General features: G+C 46.8%; 18 protein-coding genes. 3 read left to right on the forward strand and 15 right to left on the reverse strand.

Features of this window, described 5'->3' with window-relative positions:
• Positions 1–153: 153 nt before the first annotated feature.
• Entirely contained in the window at positions 154–2,247 is a 2,094-nt protein-coding gene (locus CAN90_RS12715; RefSeq protein ID WP_085834173.1) for a sodium-translocating pyrophosphatase, read from the forward strand.
• 77 nt (positions 2,248–2,324) lie between these two features.
• Here the strand turns inward: CAN90_RS12715 and CAN90_RS13770 are convergent, their stop codons facing one another.
• From CAN90_RS13770 to CAN90_RS12760, 10 genes are all read right to left on the reverse strand, one after another.
• Positions 2,325–2,474 (reverse strand): hypothetical protein, encoded by a 150-nt coding sequence (locus CAN90_RS13770; protein WP_187138336.1) that lies wholly within the window; start codon positions 2,472–2,474, stop codon positions 2,325–2,327.
• 13 nt (positions 2,475–2,487) lie between these two features.
• On the reverse strand, positions 2,488–2,703 hold the full coding sequence (locus CAN90_RS12720) for a hypothetical protein (protein ID WP_242953669.1): 216 nt from the start codon (positions 2,701–2,703) through the stop codon (positions 2,488–2,490).
• An 85-nt stretch (positions 2,704–2,788) separates the two neighbouring features.
• The gene (locus CAN90_RS12725; protein WP_242953670.1) at positions 2,789–3,034 is read right to left on the reverse strand and encodes a heavy-metal-associated domain-containing protein; all 246 of its coding nucleotides are present in this window, start codon (positions 3,032–3,034) and stop codon (positions 2,789–2,791) included.
• Positions 3,035–3,137: 103 nt separating this feature from the next.
• Complete coding sequence (locus CAN90_RS12730) at positions 3,138–3,782, reverse strand: HAD family hydrolase (RefSeq protein WP_242953656.1); 645 nt, start codon at positions 3,780–3,782, stop codon at positions 3,138–3,140.
• Between the two features lie 179 nt (positions 3,783–3,961).
• Complete coding sequence (locus tag CAN90_RS12735) at positions 3,962–5,422, reverse strand: aminopeptidase (protein ID WP_085834175.1); 1,461 nt, start codon at positions 5,420–5,422, stop codon at positions 3,962–3,964.
• 116 nt (positions 5,423–5,538) lie between these two features.
• On the reverse strand, positions 5,539–6,141 hold the full coding sequence (locus tag CAN90_RS12740) for a lytic transglycosylase domain-containing protein (RefSeq protein WP_085834176.1): 603 nt from the start codon (positions 6,139–6,141) through the stop codon (positions 5,539–5,541).
• The gene (gene coaE / locus CAN90_RS12745; RefSeq protein ID WP_085834177.1) at positions 6,138–6,740 is read right to left on the reverse strand and encodes a dephospho-CoA kinase; all 603 of its coding nucleotides are present in this window, start codon (positions 6,738–6,740) and stop codon (positions 6,138–6,140) included. Before coaE ends, CAN90_RS12740 begins: the two co-directional genes overlap by 4 nt.
• Positions 6,733–7,767, reverse strand: a complete 1,035-nt coding sequence (locus CAN90_RS12750; RefSeq protein WP_085834178.1) for an L-threonylcarbamoyladenylate synthase — start codon at positions 7,765–7,767, stop codon at positions 6,733–6,735. Before CAN90_RS12750 ends, coaE begins: the two co-directional genes overlap by 8 nt.
• A 9-nt stretch (positions 7,768–7,776) precedes the next feature.
• Positions 7,777–8,862 (reverse strand): peptide chain release factor 1, encoded by a 1,086-nt coding sequence (gene prfA / locus CAN90_RS12755; protein WP_085834179.1) that lies wholly within the window; start codon positions 8,860–8,862, stop codon positions 7,777–7,779.
• A gap of 68 nt (positions 8,863–8,930) precedes the next feature.
• A complete protein-coding gene (locus tag CAN90_RS12760; protein WP_085834180.1) occupies positions 8,931–9,128 on the reverse strand; it encodes a DUF951 domain-containing protein in 198 nt (65 codons plus the stop codon).
• Positions 9,129–9,460: 332 nt separating this feature from the next.
• Between CAN90_RS12760 and CAN90_RS12765 the strand changes: the two genes are divergently transcribed.
• Together CAN90_RS12765 and CAN90_RS12770 are read left to right on the forward strand one after the other, a co-directional pair.
• Entirely contained in the window at positions 9,461–10,453 is a 993-nt protein-coding gene (locus tag CAN90_RS12765; RefSeq protein WP_242953657.1) for a biotin--[acetyl-CoA-carboxylase] ligase, read from the forward strand.
• Positions 10,454–10,469: 16 nt separating this feature from the next.
• On the forward strand, positions 10,470–11,000 hold the full coding sequence (locus CAN90_RS12770) for a ClbS/DfsB family four-helix bundle protein (RefSeq protein ID WP_085834181.1): 531 nt from the start codon (positions 10,470–10,472) through the stop codon (positions 10,998–11,000).
• Positions 11,001–11,908: 908 nt separating this feature from the next.
• On the opposite strand, the gene CAN90_RS12780 is transcribed toward CAN90_RS12770, so the two are convergent.
• The 5 genes from CAN90_RS12780 to CAN90_RS12800 all read right to left on the reverse strand — a co-directional run bounded on the left by CAN90_RS12780 (position 11,909) and on the right by CAN90_RS12800 (position 18,523).
• Complete coding sequence (locus CAN90_RS12780; RefSeq protein WP_085834183.1) at positions 11,909–13,129, reverse strand: aspartate kinase; 1,221 nt, start codon at positions 13,127–13,129, stop codon at positions 11,909–11,911.
• Between the two features lie 42 nt (positions 13,130–13,171).
• The gene (gene thrB, locus CAN90_RS12785; protein WP_085834184.1) at positions 13,172–14,083 is read right to left on the reverse strand and encodes a homoserine kinase; all 912 of its coding nucleotides are present in this window, start codon (positions 14,081–14,083) and stop codon (positions 13,172–13,174) included.
• Positions 14,084–14,144: 61 nt separating this feature from the next.
• Positions 14,145–15,389 carry a homoserine dehydrogenase gene (locus CAN90_RS12790; RefSeq protein ID WP_085834185.1) on the reverse strand — a complete coding sequence of 415 codons (1,245 nt, stop codon included), beginning with the start codon at positions 15,387–15,389 and terminating at the stop codon, positions 14,145–14,147.
• A 123-nt stretch (positions 15,390–15,512) separates the two neighbouring features.
• The gene (locus CAN90_RS12795) at positions 15,513–15,953 is read right to left on the reverse strand and encodes an ACT domain-containing protein (protein WP_085834186.1); all 441 of its coding nucleotides are present in this window, start codon (positions 15,951–15,953) and stop codon (positions 15,513–15,515) included.
• Between the two features lie 212 nt (positions 15,954–16,165).
• Positions 16,166–18,523 carry a transglycosylase domain-containing protein gene (locus tag CAN90_RS12800; RefSeq protein WP_085834187.1) on the reverse strand — a complete coding sequence of 786 codons (2,358 nt, stop codon included), beginning with the start codon at positions 18,521–18,523 and terminating at the stop codon, positions 16,166–16,168.
• Positions 18,524–18,654: the final 131 nt, after the last annotated feature.

Genomic DNA, 18,654 nt, shown 5'->3' on the forward strand with positions numbered 1-18,654 from the left:
TTGTTAAATCCATCACTAAATCAAAAAAAATCAGAAAAATACACAATTAATTATTTTTTTCTTATCTTTATTTAAGATAGTTTAAGGACACCAACTGTGCTACAATATGGTCAATTTCGATTATTTTTTAACAAGGCAAGGAGTTGACATACTGTGAAAGACAACGTAAATCTGTTTCTAGCTGTATCTGTAATCGTCTCTCTCTGTTCTTTTCTTTTCGCCGCATGGCTGTATAAATGGGTGGAGCGGCAGCCATCCTCCAATGAAAAAATCGCCAAAGTTGGCGAGCTAATCCGCGGTGGTGCCAATACATTCCTAAAAAAGGAATACACCGTGCTTGCTAAATTTGCAGGCGCTGCGGCCGTACTCATCTTTGTGTTTTTGCCATCCCCCGTGTGGACAGGCGATGTAACTGCTAATATTATTATGGCAGTCTCTTATTTGGCAGGTACCGTATTTTCTGCTGCGGCAGGTAAAATCGGCATTCAAATTGCTACCATCGCCAACAAAAAGACGGCAGAAGCAGCACAAAAAGGGATTCAGCCCTCATTTATGTGCGGGTTCCGCGGCGGTGCTGTAATGGGCATGGCGGTCGTTGGCAGTACCCTATTGGGCGTATCACTGGTATTTATTTTAACCAATAGCACAACGTCTCTTCTGGGCTTTAGCTTTGGCGCGAGCTCCCTTGCCCTGTTTGCAAAGGCCGGCGGCGGTATTTTTACCAAAACGGCAGATATAAGCGCAGACCTGGTTGGTAAGGTTGAGCTTGGCATCCCCGAGGATGATCCCCGTAACCCTGCTGTAATAGCGGACAATGTAGGCGATAACGTAGGCGATGTTGCCGGTATGGGAGCCGACCTGTTTGATTCAAACGTTGCTTCGATGGCTGCCGCTCTTGTTATGGCAGTTACACTAGATAAAGCGGCAGGCGGCACGCAAAACGCGGCCACGGTTTTCTGTTACGCAGCAACCGGCTTATTGGCCTCCATTATTGGTGTGGCGACTGCGCGAATGGGTAAAAACGGGAACCCCACTCGAGCACTCAATAGCAGCACGTACGTTACCACCGCTATTTTTGCTCTATTAACCGCTTTGGCAACCTGGTTCTTCGGTTTGGAGTGGAGAATTTGGGGCGCAAGTATTATTGGTTTGCTTGTTGGCGTTGTCATTGGTATTGCAAGCGACTATTTTACAGACGATACAAGACCGCCCGTACACCACGTTGCAAATGCTTCGGAAACCGGACCTGCATTTACAATTCTATCCGGTGTATCGTTTGGCTTTATCAGCACGTTACCGGCCATGATTGGCATTGGCGTTTCTGCTCTGGCCGCTTACAAAATCTGTGAACCGCTGGGCGGCAACTACCCCATGTTCGGCATAGCAATGTCTGCCGTAGGAATGCTCTCCATAGTCGGCATGATTATTTCGAACGATGCGTATGGGCCGATTGTAGACAACGCCCGCGGGCTTGCTGAAATGGGCGATTTGGGTGACGAAGTACTCGACATCACCGATTCGCTGGACAGCGCCGGTAACACCGTAAAGGCAGTCACAAAGGGCTTTGCCATTGGCGCCGCTGGCCTAACTGTAATTGCATTGTTAGGCGCATTTATTAGCGAGGTAAATGAAGCCGGCGCATCCATTGCCGGGTTTGTACCCATTACCGGGTTTGATATTATGAACCCCACTGTATTCTTTGGTATGCTGGTGGGTGCATCAATTCCTGCCGTATTCAGCGCTATGCTGATGCTTGGTGTTGACCGCAATGCTCAGCGAATGATTGCTGAGATTCACCGCCAGTTCCGTGAAATCAAAGGCCTGAAAGAAGGCGACCCGGATGTTGTTCCGGAATACGACAAATGTATTGAAATCGCCACGCATGGTGCATTAAAAGAACTCATCCCCGCAGGATTAATGGCGATTCTTTCGACCATTATTGTTGGCTTTATCGGCGGAGTGGAAGCCATTGGTGGCTTCTTAACCGGTAATATCGTCAGCGGTTTGTTATTGGCTCTGTTTATGAGCAACGCCGGTGGACTCTGGGATAACTCAAAGAAATTCATTGAATCTGGTCACAATGGTGGCAAAGGCAGTGATGCGCATAAAGCCGCTGTGGTAGGCGATACCGTTGGCGATCCCTTTAAGGATACCGCAGGTCCCTCCATTAACACACAAATTACCGTTGTTTCTTTAATTGCCTCCTTAATGTCTACCCTATTCCTCACCATGTCACTCTTCCATTGAGTTCCAATTCAAAGTACTTTTTATAAAATAAACGCACTTCACAATTGTGAAGTGCGTTTTTACATTTTTATTCTCAATTATAAGTCCTGCAAATCGGCGTCCGGAATATTATTTTCCAAATTATCACGAGCCAGGTCGGTATCAATTACCGGGTATATATCTTCGGGAATTGGTTTTTCTCCCTGCTCCTCAATCGGCCATACACTTTTGGGTTTCTTCGGTTCCATGTTAATGCCTCTCCTATTGTTTTAACTTAAACCGCTCTATGCAGTCATGAAGATCTGCTCCGGTACGGAATTCCTCTCGCAGTATTTGCTTTTGCGCATCTTCTGGTAGGGATAAAAAATCATCTTTCATCCCTGCGTCCCCATCAAAAAACTCGCGGAACGCAATTGGGAATATCAGCCCATTGGTACCACTTTCAATCACAAGAATCACCTCAAAATTAGCTTGCACAAATTCCAATGGTTTATCCTAAGTGAATCGGCCTGAAAACATTCAAATTAGCAAAAGAACAACCCTGCTCACACAGGGTTGTTCTTTACATGATGTGGTCTTCGTTACCAAGCAGCTCAACGCTTTTACAAATTCCCTTAAGGCGTTTTTCGATTGCGGATACATTCGTACCGGTGCTGTCGTAATCAACTGCAACTCGGTCATCCTGCTCATTTGCACTTACGGATAATACGCCCGGAATTTCATCTAAATCGCGCTTAATTTGCTTGATTTCATGAATACCATGAAGCCCGGGTATTTTAAAATACACACTTTGTTTTGACACAAACATCACCTCGCCCATAGTATCGGCTAGGGCAATACAGTTATTCACCGGCGAGTCTTTCAACAAAGAGAATTCATTCTGTTAATAATAAAAGACTTTGAAAAATACGTTATAACAGCTCATGAAAATCGTGAATAAAACGGTCTGCATGCTCCCGCAGGCGCGGTTCTTCCTCTGCGCTGTATGGGTCAAATACACCCACTGTGTAAAACCCGCCTTCTTTTGCGCCGCGCACTGCATCCGGTAAATCTTCAAATACAGCGCATTCCTGTGGGAGACACTGAATTCTTCGAGCCGCTTCTTCATAAATATCGGGAAAGCCCTTGCCTCGGCTTACTTCCGACACTGTAACGATTGCATCAAAGTAATTTGATATTCCATGACGTTCTAAAGTGGGTAAAAACAACTCACGGTAAGATGAAGTAGCTACTGCCAGCTTTATGCCCCGCTCCCGTAAGTGAGATAAGTATTCCTTGGCGCCGGGCTTTAGCTCTACGCGAAAGCGGTAAGCATCCAGAGCCATTTCGTTCCACTCCTCCGTTAATTGCTTTGGTGTTTCACTTAGGCCAAACCGGCGAATGGTATACTCTGCCGATTGCCAAAAGCCAAGGAGCGCTACGGCCTGCGCGTAATCCTCTGGCACGGGTATTCCTCTGCGACCTAAGGAGCCTTGGTCAATTTCTTTCCACACTCCCATAGAATCGAGCAAGGTTCCATCCAAATCAAAAACTGCACCCTGAATCTGTTTCTTCACACGCATTCTCCCTATTCTACATTTTCATAGAGCGGATTCGTTCTGCTATGTAAAAGAAGAATCCGAGCATTCTTTCTGCTATTCTAGCACACAACGCTCAAAGATGCCAACCTTATGTTTTCGTATAAACTAGAAAAAGGAGCCCTCTTTGCAGAGAGCTCCACCTATTAATTATTGATTTATTCGCCAATGGGTGTTTCAAAGAATGCCTTAAAACCGCGATACGCCATATGAATATCGAGCTTTGCCGCAATCTCAAGCGGTGCGTGCATGGAAAGCACCGGAACACCAACGTCCACAACATCCACATTTAGGTTTGCAATGAACATGGCAACCGTTCCGCCGCCGCCTGCGTCTACCTTACCAAGCTCGCCCGTCTGCCACAACACATTGTGCTGGAAGAACAGGTTGCGAACCTGAGCCATAAACTCGGCAGATGCGTCTGATGTGCCGGATTTGCCGCGCGAACCGGTATATTTCATAACCGAAACACCATTATTCAGGTAGCAGGAGTTTGCCGGCTCGTAGGCACTGGCATAAATGGGATCATATGCCGCGCAAACGTCCGCAGAAAGGCACTGGGATTGCGTGAAGACATCTCTGGCTTCTACACCATCCTGCTGCGCTAAAGTTTCCACAAAATAGCGCAGGAACGAGGAGTTCAGGCCGGTGTTGCCGTCGCTGCCCACTTCCTCTTTGTCCGCAAGAACGGTAATGGCGGTATGCTCCGGAGTTTTGCAATCCAGAATCGCCATGAGCGCCGGGTAGGAGCAAACACGGTCATCGTGCCCATAAGCACCTACCATGCTGCGGTCAAAGCCTAAATCCTGTGCATGCCAAGCGGGAACAAACTCAATTTCAGAGGAAACGAAATCCTCTTCCGTTACCCCATACTTTTCGTTGAGGATACGCATTACATTGAGCTTAAACAGGCTTTCGCCCTTACCTGTCTCGGTACGAACGGGTCGGCTGCCCACCAGAATATTCAGGTTTTCACCTTCAATGGCTTTTGATAGCGGCTTCGACATTTGCTCCGCACCCAAATGCGGGAGAAGATCTGTCACGCAGAACTGCGGCTCGCCAGGTTCTTCACCAATTCGAATGTCAACAAAGCTGCCGTCTTTGCGCACAATGCGGCCGTGCATAGCAAGCGGAATTGCCGTCCACTGGTACTTTTTAATGCCACCGTAATAGTGAGATTTCAGCAAAGCCAAATCATTGGATTCATAAAGCGGGTAAGGCTTTAAATCGAGACGAGGGGAATCGATATGAGCGGCAGAAATACGCACACCCTCACGGCAACCCTTTTTACCAATCACCGCCAATACAATCGATTTACCCCTGTTGTTGTAATAAATTTTATCGCCGGGTTTGTAAACGGCTTTGGAATCGAGCTCGCGATAACCGCGTTTCTCGGCCTCTTTAATGGCAAACGCAACGCACTCACGCTCTGTTTTGCACTGGTCGAGGAATTCTTTATAGCCCTCGCAGTATTCATCCGCTTCTTTTACCTGCTCATCAGTAACTGAGAAAAAGCCATTCTTACGGTTGATTAAAAGCTCTTCACGCAGTTTATCTACCTCTGTCTTTTCCTTTTCCGTGGTTTTCTTCTCGCTCTTTTTTTCTTCTTTCTTCGCCATAGCAAATACCTCCTTCGTCATAATAAAGCCATATGGCTTTTCATCAGGCGCCCTCTGCTTCATAATAATAAAGTAGATTCTTCCTTGCAAATTGTTAGTATCTATTCAAACAGGAACTAAAAATCGTATAATTCCTGATAGATTTTATAATTCTCCGTGACTGCTTTGGCATAGTGCGCTGTTTCTGGGTATGGGATTTTCTCAAGCTTTACACCATCTGGCGAAATGGAACGGTCTGCTAGCCAGCGGTCAACCGAGCCAATACCGGCATTGTAGGCACACAGCACCGTTGTTTGGTCGGTATAAAGTGTTTTGAGCAGTGCCAAAAGGTAACAGCCATACTTTACATTGATTTTGGGGTCTAACAATGCCTTTTCATCCATGACCGATTGCCCGGGAAGCTTCGTTTGCAGCCATTGAAACGTTTTAGGCGTAATTTGCATTAGCCCCACTGCCCCCGCACGAGATTTTGCATCTTCGTCAAAATTGCTTTCTGCCTTTACTAAGGCGTACACCAGGGCAGGCTCCAATCCGTTCTCTTTGGCTTCCTTCTCTATGATGTCCTGATATGCCAGTGGATACTGTTGTTTCTTAAAAATTTCATAGCTCTGAGACAGACAAAAATAACCAATTCCAGTTAAAAACAACAGAAACAGCAAAACAGGTAGAACTCGTTTCTTCTTTTTTCTCTTATTACCGTTTGCATAAAGGATTTTCATCTGCGCCACCTTTCTAGAAGAGCGGCCATTTGCCGCCGCAGTTCCCCAGGCTCTTCCTCACCGCGCAGGGTAGCATCCGAGCGCTGCGTGTAATAAGAATCCTCTTGTTGGGCACGAATTCGCGAAAGCGCCATTTCGCGGTCAATTTGGTCTCGACGAATAATACGCTCTAATCGCAATGGCATTGGTGTGATGACTGCAAGGGTTTTATCGCAAAACGCTTCGGCACCGCTTTCAAACAGCAGGGGAGCGTCCACAATAATAAACTCCTTACCGGCTTCTTTCCATTGCTCTATTTCATCCTTTACCCTACGCAAAATCCACGGGTGAGTAATTGCATTGAGCCGGTGAGACTTTTCTGGGGTAGAAAAAGCGCGGCGTGCCAAAAGCGCTCGGTCAACACTGCCGCTTTCCGTAATAATATCTTGCCCAAATTCCTCACAAAGCTCCTGCACACAGGGCTTACAGTCCACAAGCACCTGCCGCGCGGTTATGTCGCAATCAATTACCGCACAGCCCAATTCGGCAAAAATGCCTGCCACGGTTGATTTTCCCGCGCCGGTTGGCCCGGTAAGGCCTATTACCACTGAGTTAGCCAAGCTCTACCACCTCAAATCCCGCTGCGCGTATCAACCGGTTATATACTGCCAAGCCCACACCGCTTGGCCGCGGACTGCGGGCATAAACAACCTTTGCACCCAATTCATCGAGTTTGCGAAGTGCATCAAACAAATGCCGTGCCTGCTGCGAAGCATCCTCCTGCTCGCCGTAGGCAACCGCAGGAACGTTTAGTGCGCCCTGCTCACCATTGTAGCAAAGTGCAAATACACCCTCTTTGGCATGGCTGTTCACGTAATCGCTATAAGCAGAAAGAGTTCCTTTTACTAACACTACGTTTGCTCGCGGAGAATAATGCTTATACTTCATGCCAGGTGAAAGAACTTTTTCTCCGGCAGCAAGCGGATTGAGAACCGCAGGGTCAACTTCAACATCTCCTAACACCTGCGACAGCTGTTCCGGTGTAATACCACCCGGGCGTAGTAGGCGTGGAACCTCCTGCGCCAAGGTAATTACCGTAGACTCTACCCCAACATCACACGCACCACCATCTAAAATCGCATCAATTCTGCCATCTAAATCCGCCAGAACGTGCTGGGCTTCCGTTGGGCTTGGGCTGCCGGATAGATTCGCCGAAGGCGCTGCCAGCGGCACACCTGCGGCATCAATCACCGCACGGGCAACCGGGTGTGAGGGGAAACGCACTGCAACCGTTGCCTGCCCCGCACTCACCTCATCGGGAATCAACGCAGACTTTGGCAAAATGATGGTAAGTGGGCCCGGCCAGAACTGCTTTGCCAGCTCCATTGCGCGCGGCGGTATTTCATTTACCAAGGGAGCCCATTGTTCTATTTTAGATATATGAACAATCAAGGGATTGTCCATAGGCCGCCCTTTGGCAGCAAAAATAGCGGCAACCGCCCTGCCATTGAGCGCATTTGCCGCAAGGCCGTAAACCGTCTCTGTGGGTATGGCAACAAGGCCGCCTTCTTTCAGCAGCCTGCCAGCCGTTTTTATCTCTTGTTCCCTGCTCGCCGAAAGGCGCAGAGTTGTTTTTTGCTCATCCATGAATTTGCCTTAATACTCCTGACGTTCCATCGTTTCTTCCAGTTGTCTGGCACGGTCCGCTGTGATCAGCGCATCGATTACTTCGTCAATATCTCCGTTGAGTACTTCTTCCAGCCGGTAAAGCGTAAGGCCGATACGGTGGTCGGTCAGCCGCCCTTGCGGGAAATTATAGGTGCGTATCCGCTCGGAGCGGTCACCTGTGCCAACTTGGGATTTTCTTTGCTGTGCTACCTGAGCATCCTGCTCTCTCTGCTTTGCTTCATATAAGCGTGAGCGCAAAACCTTCATTGCTTTGTCTTTATTTTTAAACTGGCTTCGCTCATCCTGGCATTCCACCACCGTGCCTGTGGGCAAGTGGGTTATGCGGATTGCCGATTCCGTTTTATTAATATGCTGGCCGCCCGCACCGCTGGCACGGTAGGTATCAATTTGCAAGTCGGTGGGGTTAATATCAATTTCCACATCATCAACCTCCGGCAATACAGCTACTGTTGCGGTTGAGGTATGAATGCGCCCTTGTGTTTCGGTTTCGGGCACTCGCTGAACGCGGTGAACGCCACTTTCGTATTTCAGGCGCGAATACGCACCGTCACCCGTGATTTGAAAGCTAATTTCTTTATACCCGCCAAGCTCTGTTTCATTCACATTTAGCAGCTCGGTTTTCCAGCCACGTCTTGTTGCATACATGCTGTACATACGGAAGAGCCGAGCCGAAAATAAAGCTGCCTCTTCTCCGCCTGCACCGCCCCGAATTTCCAGAATGACGTTGCGGTCATCGTTGGGGTCACGCGGCAAAAGCAGAATTTTCAGCTCGTCTGCCGTTGTTTCAATCTGCTGCTTGGCGTCGTCAAGCTCCTGCTGAATCATCTCTTTCATGTCGCGGTCAATACCAGATTCCCCGAGCATTTCCGTTGATTCCTGTACGGTTTGAACGGCTTTTAAATACTCGCGGTACTTATCTACAATAGGCTCCAGGTTTTTATATTCCTTCATCAGCTCGGCATACCCCTTTGCGTCTGCCGCTACGGCGGGGTCGAACATACGCTGATTTAACTCCTCCAGCCGGTTTACAAACACGGTTAGATTTTCAAACATGTAAGCTACCACCTTAATTATTGTTTTATTGCCTGTATTCTACAAAACAGCTCGAACTGGTTTGGTAGCTACAATGTATCTTGCGTTTCTTCTCTCAAGATTTTCTTAATGTTTTTTTCGCATTTCAACCTTGGTACCATTACCTCATGCCCACAGCCCTTGCAGCGAATTTTAAAATCCATACCGGCGCGAAGCACTAAAAATTCCTTACTGCCACAGGGATGCGGCTTTTTCATTTGCAAAACATCTCCGGGTCTTATGTCCATTCCGTATCCCTCCCGCTATTTTATCTCTAACACGAGTAAAACACTACGTTAAATGTACCTTTTTATTCTAATATTATAACATGATAAGCACCATAAAACCATTCTCTTCCTCAAAAAGAGAAAGTACAGATTCTACAGCTGCCCCAGCACACGCATCACCATCCTTGCATGCACCGTGTAATTATTTCGGTGTACTTTATTATAACACTATTTGAAAAAAAGTCCCATGATTTTCCGAAAATACTTGTGTTTGCTGTTCTATGCTTGCCTATTGAGTGGCATACGGGCTATAATGGAAAAAGAAGCGTATGAAAAAGGACGGAGAATGAAATATGAAAAAGGAAGAAATTATTCTTCAATACTTAAAAGAAAGCACAGATTACCTTTCCGGCGAGGAACTCAGCCGAAAGCTTGGGATTTCACGCTCTGCCATATGGAAAAACATCAACAGCCTGCGGGAAAGCGGCTATGTTATTGAATCGGTAACCAACCGCGGCTACCGCATTGTGAATTCTTCCGATGCACTCACGCCTACGGAAATACAGGGTGAACTCAAAACAAATGCGTTTGGCCAAAGGGTAAGCGTGTTTGCAGAAATCGATTCTACTAATGAAGAAGCCAAACGCCAGGCGCATAATGGTGAGATACATGGTGCCGTTTTTGTAGCAGAACAGCAAAACGGTGGTAAAGGTCGGTTGGGTCGCCCCTGGAAAAGCCCTCCGAAATCTGGCCTTTGGTTTTCCATATTGCTAAGACCAGACGCCGCACCCGCGCAGGTTTCGAACTTAACTTTGCTGGCGGGACTTGCCGTAAGCCGCGCCATTCGCACACAAACGGAGTGCGATGCCATGATTAAATGGCCGAACGACATTGTCATCGGCAGCAAAAAGGTTTGCGGCATCTTAACCGAAATGACTGCCGAAATAGACCGTGTTCATTTTGCAGTAGTTGGAATTGGTGTGAACGTAAACGATGAGGAATTCCCCGAAGAGCTCAAGGTAAAAGCAACCTCGCTACGGCTTGAAACGGGGGCAACGGTTTCTCGCGTGGCCTTACTGCAAGAAATCCTAAAGGAATTTGAAGCCTTATATGAGGAATACTTTGTACAAGGCAGTAACCAATGGCTGAAGGCCTACAAAGAAAGCTGCGTTTCCCTGAACCGTACGGTAGGCGCAACCCGCGGGCTTCAAAAAATTATAGGTACAGCAGTTGACATTACCGAGGGCGGCGAGCTGGTCGTGCAAAAGCAAGACGGCGAACGCATCGAAATCAACTCCGGTGAGGTTGTCGTGCAGGGCATTTACGGACAAACTCCCGAACTGTAACGGACAGGAGGCTTCTATGGCAAGCTACGATTATAAAAACAAAGATGAATTGTTAGAAGCCATTGAGCAAAAATATCAGCTATTCATCACCGAGTTTGATGGGATACCAGAGGAAGACAAAGACCTTTTACTGGAGGGTGTGGATAAAACCCCTGCGCAAATGCTTTCTTACCAAATTGGCTGGCTCCCTCTGGTGGTGAGCTGGGATAAAACAGAGCTTTCTGGCAAGATACCCGAAATGCCTGCTCCCGGTTACAAATGGAACCGACTGGGCGAGCTTTATGCAGATTTTTACCGCAATTGCGAAGGCCTTACATTACAGGAACTTCGCGAGCGCTTTGCCAAGGAAAAAGATACATTTTTACGTTGGGTAACAAACCTAACCGAGCAGGAATTATTTGTGCAAGGCGCACGACGATGGACGGGAGATAAATTAAACTGGCCGTTGGCTCGGTGGATTCACATTAACTCGGCCGCCCCATTCCAAACCTTTCGTGGGAAAATACGCAAATGGAAGCGACTTCGTTCGCAGGCAGGCACGAAATGATGCAGAGAAAAAAGACATTTTTAGGTATCCGATTTTTTCAGGTTTCTTACTCACTGTTTCTGTTTTTGTCCATTACCAGTATTTTTATATCAAAGCAAAGCGATGTTATATGGATCTGGATTTGGCTGTTCTACATGCCCTTTGTTTTCTTTGGCTTTTATTTCTACGGCTTTGCCATGGGGATTCTAACGCAGTTTCGTTTAAAAAGCACTGTCAAGCAGCTATTTTCTCAGGCGGGAATTTATTTTCTTTTGTCTTTGCTTCTTACTTTATTGAGTTATTTATGCTTTGCTGAAAGCTTTGACTTTTTACGCGACCCTTTCTACACCTTTTACCCTGCGAACGGTTCTTCTCTTCTTTTTATAGTGGGTTCCCTGCTTACAAAATGGATACAGAAGAAGACAAGTTTTAAAGATAAGCAAAAATCCCAACCATAGTAGTATAGAAAGAAGGAGTTTTCACTGTTGTGAAAACTCCTTCTTTCATTGCATGTTCTTTACCGCTTGTGAAACTTATAAAGACGAATTGCAAACATGAGCCAGGAAGCAATTAGTAACGTTAATAAAAAATAATCAATCACTAGCAAATGGCCTAAATCCATTGTGAAATAACAGAATACAAAAAGAAAAATGTTTTCAACTATAAAAATAATCAATACTTTTTTCATGTTTGCCTCATCATCCATATCAATTGAGCCATTAAACCGACAAGTATCAACATCTTAATAAAGGATATATTAAAAATCATACTCCTACCTCATTCAAAATCAATTAATAATTTAATATTTAATTATATATATTTACAATTATATTGTAGCATAAAAACAGGAGCTAGCGCAACCGCGCTAGCTCCTGCTCTTATAATGAAATTTGTTTCCCGCTAAAAAGAGAGAAAAATTTTAAGGAGGCTTATTGATCGACGACCTCGGGGAAGAATTTGTTATGGATTGCCGCAACCGCCTTATCGGCATCCTTACGCTCAATCAGAACTGAAATCTTAATTTCGCTGGTAGAAATCATTTGAATGTTGATGTTGGACTCAAACAGGGATTCAAACATCATAGCGGCTACGCCGGGGTGTGTTTCCATACCGGCACCTACAATAGAAACCTTGGCAACGTCTTCATCGTATACCACGCTGGAAGCACCAATCTGCTCTACATAAGGGGTAAGAACCTCCATGGTAGCTTGCAGGTGGTCTTCCGAAACGGTAAAGCTAATATCCTTAGTGCCGTTGCGACCAATGGATTGCAGAATAATATCGACATTAACACCCTTTGCAGAGAGCTTTGAAAACACCTTAAACGCCAAACCGGGGCGATCCGGTACACCAATAATTGCTACACGAGCTACCCCATTATCCTTTGCGATACCGCTAATCAACATTTTTTCCATTTTGCTTGCCTCCTTCACAATCGTACCCGGTACCCGGTTATAGCTGGACAAAACCTCCAGCTCAATATTATATTTTTTTGCCATTTCCACAGAGCGGTTGTTCAGCACCTGCGCGCCGAGAGTAGCCAACTCGAGCATTTCATCGTAGGAAATCACATCAATTTTCTTTGCATTGGGAATTTTACGGGGGTCGGCAGTGTATACACCCTCAACGTCCGTATAAATTTGGCACAGGTCTGCGTGCAACACAGCAGCAATGGCAACTGCGCTTGTGTCGGAACCGCCGCGGCCGAGCGTGGTCATGTCGTTGTAGCGGTTCACACCCTGAAAGCCTGTAACAATAACGATGTTCCGCTTATCAATCTCTTTCTTAAGGCGGTCCGGCACCACGCGCTTAATGCGGGCAGAGCCATAGGCGGTATCGGTTTGAAAACCAGCCTGCCAGCCAAGAAGAGATACCACCGGGAAGCCCATCTGCTCAATGGTCATCGCGAGAAGCGAAGCAGACATTTGCTCACCGGCTGTTAACAGCATATCCATCTCACGTTTGGACGGGCGAGGATTTACCTCTTTTGCCTTGGCAATCAAATCATCCGTTGTATCCCCCTGCGCAGAAACCACAACGACTACGTCGTTATTTTGGGAATACGTTTTGGTGATGATGTCGGCAACGTTGCGCAAACGTTCCGCGTTTGCCACGGAGCTGCCGCCGAATTTCTGAACAATCAAGCTCATAACGTTCTGTCCTCCAATATTAGATAATTATATATTGCGAAATCATTCGTTTTTACTGGCTTCTTCAAATACTTTTGCACCATGTGCCTCTGCACTGCGAACTGAAATTTCCCAATCCGCTACTCCCCACTCAGCCATACGTGCTTTTGCACGTTGTGCAAAGTTCTGTGCCTGCTCGGCCTCCACCATTGCAATAATGGTTGGGCCCGCACCACTCACATAGGTACCAAGTGAGCCAAGAGTTTCGCACAAATCGAATACTTTATCACAGTGGTCAATGAGCCCCTTTCGGTAGGGCTGGTGAATGCGGTCTTGCACCGCAACACGCAGGTTTTCCAAATTACCGGAGAAGAGAGAGGCCGTCATCAACGCAGAACGCGATAGATTATAAACCGCATCCTCCCTTGAATATTCCTTCGGTAAAACCGAACGGGCTTTCTCCGTTTTCAGCTCAAAGGGAGGTACAAACACCGCAAACCGAATTTTATCGGAAACCGGAACGCTAACGCTGTAAACTCTCCCCTGCTCCATCGCCGAGGTAACTAGGCCGCCTAAAAGCGCCGGCGTGGTATTGTCAGGGTGACCCTCAATTTCAGCGGCAAAATCGATTAATTCCTGCTGATTCAAAGGATTCCCAAGTAAATGATTGGCACCCAGCAAGCCCGCTACGATACAAGCGGAACTGCTACCAAGGCCGCGCGCCATAGGAATGTTATTTTCTTGTTCGATCCGCATGCCTTGCAGGCTATGCCCGCAACGCTCGTATAAGCGTTTTGCCGCCCAATACACTAAATTATGCTCATCTTGGGGTACTTCGGTTGCATCTCTGCTGGAAATCTGAAGCGTATCGCTTGGCTCCATCCAAACCTGATTGTACAAGCTCAGGGCAATTCCCAGCGCATCGAAACCGGACCCCAAATTTGCGCTGGTCGCCGGTACTTGTATTCGAATCATAATGGGGTTTCCTCTTTCTAAAAATAGAGAATCAATATAATAAAACTATAGAATCACAGAATTAAAAATCACCAAGACGCATGGTGGAAAGAATCTCGATGCCTTCACCCTTCATCACTTCCAACGAATGCAAGAATTCTTCCTCCACCATTGGCTCTGTTACGAAAGCAAACTCATCTTTTTCTGCTCCCTTACGCACAAGCTGGCGAACGGCTCCAAATACGCCCTCAGCCTGACCCAATGCAAAAGCAGCATCCTCAAATTTTCCACGCACATAAAAAGCAACGGTATCCTCACGGTAATCGCGCACATAGTTCGGCACGGCATCTTCCCAATAGAGGTACTTGCGTGCTTTAAAGTGACGCACACAATCAATCACATCACCTACTACTGCACTGGCGGTAGGCAGCTTACCGGCTCCCTTGCCATAGAACACAACATCGCCAATGGAGTCGCCGCGCACCTGAATGCCGTTGAACACATCATCCACAGTGGCTAGCTGGCTGCTGCGAGGAACAAACATGGGGCAAACGATAATATGAATCTGGTCGTTTTCCAGAATCTTTACACGGCCAATCAGCTTGATGACACCGCCCCAAACCTCTGCGTACTCCACGTCTGCCAAAGTGACTTTGGTGATTCCCTCTGTGTGAACCTGGTCGGGGTACACATGCTTGCCGAATGCCAAGGAAGCCAAAATGCAAATTTTGCGGCAGGCATCCATGCCCTCTACGTCTGCGGCGGGGTTGCGCTCTGCATAGCCAAGCTTCTGCGCAAGTGCCAAAGCATCTTCAAAATCCATTTGGTCACGAATCATTTTTGTCAATATAAAGTTAGTGGTTCCATTGAGGATGCCATCAATCTCAATGACATCGTTCGCCGCAAGGCACTGGCTCATGGGGCGAATAATCGGGATACCGCCGCCAACGCTTGCTTCAAACAAAAAGTTCAAATTTTGCTTTTGTGCCAGCGCAAGTAAATCGGCGCCCTTTGCCGCTACCAGCTCTTTATTGGAGGTAACCACATTCTTACCTGCTAACAGGCAGCTGCGCACAAAATCATATGCCGGGTGCAGGCCACCCATAACCTCAACTACCACTTTTACATCCGGATCATTCAAAATATCGTCAAATGATTTTGTAAAACGATCCGCCAGCGGATCCTCAGGGAATTCTTTTAAATCCAGAATGTATTTGATTCGTATTTCTTCTTTTGCACGTTTTGCAATATTTTCTGTATGGTTGGTTAGTACCTCTGCCACACCAGAGCCAACTACACCATACCCCATAATTGCGATTTCTACCACTTTATCCACACCCCTTATCTAATTTTCCCTGTAAGTTGTTCCTCCATCCTACATAGCAGGGAAAGAACCTTTTTAAAAAGCCACTTGAAAGCCACAGGATTCATTTCAATAGCATAATTCGATTTATTGGTCTGTAATGTTGTCGATACTGCACACGCCCTCCACATTGCGAAGCAGCGCAAGCAATTCGTCTATGGTCCCAAGCATATTGTTAATGCGGGCTGAGATGGAAACCATTGCTTTCCCACCAACCGGAATGTTCTGATTAATGGTTAAAATATTGGCTCCCGCTCCGTAAAACTCAGACACCAGCGACATTAAAACACCGGGGCGGTCAAACAGCACCGCTTGAATAGTTAAAATACGGTTGGTCGCCTCTGGCTGATACGGGTACACGGAGTCTTTGTATTTGTAAAATACACTGCGTGAGATTCCTGCCATCCGTGCCGCTTCAGACGTGCTGGCGGCTTCAGAGTTCATAATATACTGCTTGGCTTCCACAACCTTGGAATACACCTTTGGCAGAACCTTTTTATCCACCAGAAAAAAAGTTGACTCTTTCATTGTCCACCACCCACGAACTATTGTATTGTAATAAAATACAGTTTATCATTTTCCGACGTACATTTCAATAGGAAAAAGTGTAAAAATCTGAATCTTACTTTTAAAAAAGCAGTACGCTTTGACGAAGCAATGCAAAGGAATGGAAAAAAAGCGCCTGAAAAATCTCTTTTCAGGCGCTTTTAGCGATTACGTTGTTATTCTGCGGAGCTCTTTTACGTATCTGGCGGAAGCCAAAGGCCGTTGTTGTCCTGCCCTGGGTGATTCCCATTTGCAGGCGAATGGGACGAGGGCGCAGACGACTGCGGATTTTCCGGTTTCGATGGCTTTGATGGTTCCCAGTCCGGCTTAGAGCTTGTTTCTGGAGTGGACTCCTCTTGCGATTCTCCTTGTGAATTCTCTGGTTCGGAATTCTCCGGCTCGGAAATCACCTCGGAATTAACCTCCGAATTTATTGGTGGACTGGTGTCTACCTCTGGCATGTTGCCACGTTCATACCAACCGGTTTTCGTAGCAACACCGACATTTGCACCAGAGAGCTTTCCGTTATCGGTACGGAAGGTTGCAGAAACTACATTGGAATCTGTGGGGAAAGACACCTTCTGCTTTCCGTCTAAATACTGGGTCATAATGCTCTTCCAGATTTTCGTGGCATACCGGGTATAGTTTTCTTTTTGGTTATAAGACAGAGACTTTGGCGTTTCATATCCCGTCCAAATGCCAGCAACACACTGAGCAGTACCGCCTACAAACCAGCTGTCCTTATCTTCGTCGGTTGTACCGGTTTTACCGAATACCTCCCAACCGCTTACGGCGGCTCCGCCACCGGTACCCTCTGAACCATATACAACGGTACGTAAAACACGGTTCATAATGGTCGCCGTAGAGGATTTAATCACTTGTGTTCCCGCATTCTGACGGTTGTCCAGTATCACATTCCCATCGTGGTCTTCCACATAGTAATAGGTAAACGGTTTGAAGTATTTGCCGCCGTTGCCATACATTTGGTAAGCAGCGGTCATTTCTTTTACTGTTACACCACCATTCATACCACCAATTGCCATCGCCGAAATCTGCACGCTATCCGTTTTAGGGTTTAAATGCGTGAAGTGAAGCTGCTCGGTTAAAAAGCGATACGAAACGCTGGGGGTAATTTTCTTTACAAGACGTGCGGCGGCGGCATTGGAAGAAATTTCTAACGCGCGCTGCACCGTAATGGAACCATAAAATTTACGATACCAGTTATTCGGGCCGGGTTTTCCAGGGCCAAAATAATTGTCTACTGGCTCATCTGGTAAAATGGAGGAATAATTGATAACTCCCATGTCAATTGCCGGGCCATAGGAAGCAATTGGCTTAATGGAGGAACCGGGCTGTCGCTGGCTGTCTGTCGCGTAGCTTAAAAGGCGGTTGCCGGTTTTCTCACCGCGGCGGCCAATGGTGGCAAGCACACGCCCATTGTAGTCCATCATATAATAGCCCAACTGTATTTTTTTATCAGACGGCATGCCGTTGCCGGAGACAACCTCCTCTGCCACCCTTTGCGCTTTCGGGTCCATAGCGCTGTAAATTTTAAGGCCGCCGTGGTACATCATATAAACGGCCTTTTCTTTCGAAATGCCCTGAGTCGCCTGCAGGTCTTCTACAATATCCTCGAACATAGCATCCACATACCAGTTCCATACCGGTGAGTCGTTGACTACATTCTCGTTTTTATTGCCCACGAACACCATGTGGTTCGAGTCCCCCATGGCTGTGTTGTATTCATCTTGGCTAATCATTTGCTGGTCGAGCATTTCTTTGAGAACAATTTGCTGGCGATTTTTATTATTCTCTGGAAAATTAAGCGGATTGTACTTGTACGGATTCTGGGTAATCGCCGCTATGGACGCACACTCAGCGAGCGTAGCCTGGCTGATGTCTTTATCAAAATACAGGTTTGCAGCCGCCTGTACTCCCTGGCACCCGCTGCCATAGTTGACTACATTAAGGTATGCCTCCAGAATTTGCTCCTTCGAATAACGGGAGTCCAAATTCACGGCACGAAAAATCTCCTTCACCTTACGGGTGAGGCTTACCTCGTTATCGCCAGTAATGTTTTTTACCAGTTGCTGTGTAATTGTAGACCCACCGTAGCTGCCACCCTTGGTAAACAGCGTGGTAACTGCACCGGCTGTGCGGCGCCAATCTACCCCGTTATGTTCCATAAAGCGCTTGTCTTCAATTGCAACCATCGCATTCTTCATGTCTTTGGGAATTTTATCGTAATCGACCCAAATGCGGTTCTCAGAGCTGTAAAGCCGCTGGTATTCCACCGGTTGATCCGACTCGTTATTCACATAAATAAAGCTGGTGTAATTGAGTTTTAAATTATTGAGATCCATTTTGATGGATTCATTGCGAAAACTCATGACAAAAGAGATTAAAAAAACCAGTACAATTACTCCGGCAACTGCCAGAACCGCCACTATACTGCCAACTCCCCTTGCAGCAATGCGCGCGGCGATGGATGCACTCCCGGCTCGGCTGGTATCTGGTGCACCAACGTACTTGTTTAAATCGGTTTTTCTCATAGGCGGTCACCTCCTTTTGCTGTTCTTATACTGTGCCCGGAACCGTTCCCTATCTATAGGATGGCACAAAATACCGATATTCTTGCAGATATGTATAAATTTCCCATCATGAACTAATACTATCGCTGAGG

The sequence above is a fragment of the Clostridium merdae genome, assembly GCF_900176635.1.
Classification (GTDB): Bacteria; Bacillota; Clostridia; order Oscillospirales; family Acutalibacteraceae; genus Faecalispora; species Faecalispora merdae.

Bases quoted from the DNA above. Each gene is read 5' to 3' on its own strand.
- CAN90_RS13770 (WP_187138336.1), bottom strand. From the start codon at position 2,474: ATGGAACCGAAGAAACCCAAAAGTGTATGGCCGATTGAGGAGCAGGGA.
- CAN90_RS12725 (WP_242953670.1), bottom strand. From the start codon at position 3,034: ATGTTTGTGTCAAAACAAAGTGTGTATTTTAAAATACCCGGGCTTCAT.
- CAN90_RS12735 (WP_085834175.1), bottom strand. From the start codon at position 5,422: ATGGCGAAGAAAGAAGAAAAAAAGAGCGAGAAGAAAACCACGGAAAAG.
- CAN90_RS12740 (WP_085834176.1), bottom strand. From the start codon at position 6,141: ATGAAAATCCTTTATGCAAACGGTAATAAGAGAAAAAAGAAGAAACGA.
- CAN90_RS12750 (WP_085834178.1), bottom strand. From the start codon at position 7,767: ATGGATGAGCAAAAAACAACTCTGCGCCTTTCGGCGAGCAGGGAACAA.
- prfA (WP_085834179.1), bottom strand. From the start codon at position 8,862: ATGTTTGAAAATCTAACCGTGTTTGTAAACCGGCTGGAGGAGTTAAAT.
- CAN90_RS12760 (WP_085834180.1), bottom strand. From the start codon at position 9,128: ATGGACATAAGACCCGGAGATGTTTTGCAAATGAAAAAGCCGCATCCC.
- CAN90_RS12765 (WP_242953657.1), top strand. From the start codon at position 9,461: ATGAAAAAGGAAGAAATTATTCTTCAATACTTAAAAGAAAGCACAGAT.
- CAN90_RS12770 (WP_085834181.1), top strand. From the start codon at position 10,470: ATGGCAAGCTACGATTATAAAAACAAAGATGAATTGTTAGAAGCCATT.
- CAN90_RS12780 (WP_085834183.1), bottom strand. From the start codon at position 13,129: ATGAGCTTGATTGTTCAGAAATTCGGCGGCAGCTCCGTGGCAAACGCG.
- thrB (WP_085834184.1), bottom strand. From the start codon at position 14,083: ATGATTCGAATACAAGTACCGGCGACCAGCGCAAATTTGGGGTCCGGT.
- CAN90_RS12795 (WP_085834186.1), bottom strand. From the start codon at position 15,953: ATGAAAGAGTCAACTTTTTTTCTGGTGGATAAAAAGGTTCTGCCAAAG.
- CAN90_RS12800 (WP_085834187.1), bottom strand. From the start codon at position 18,523: ATGAGAAAAACCGATTTAAACAAGTACGTTGGTGCACCAGATACCAGC.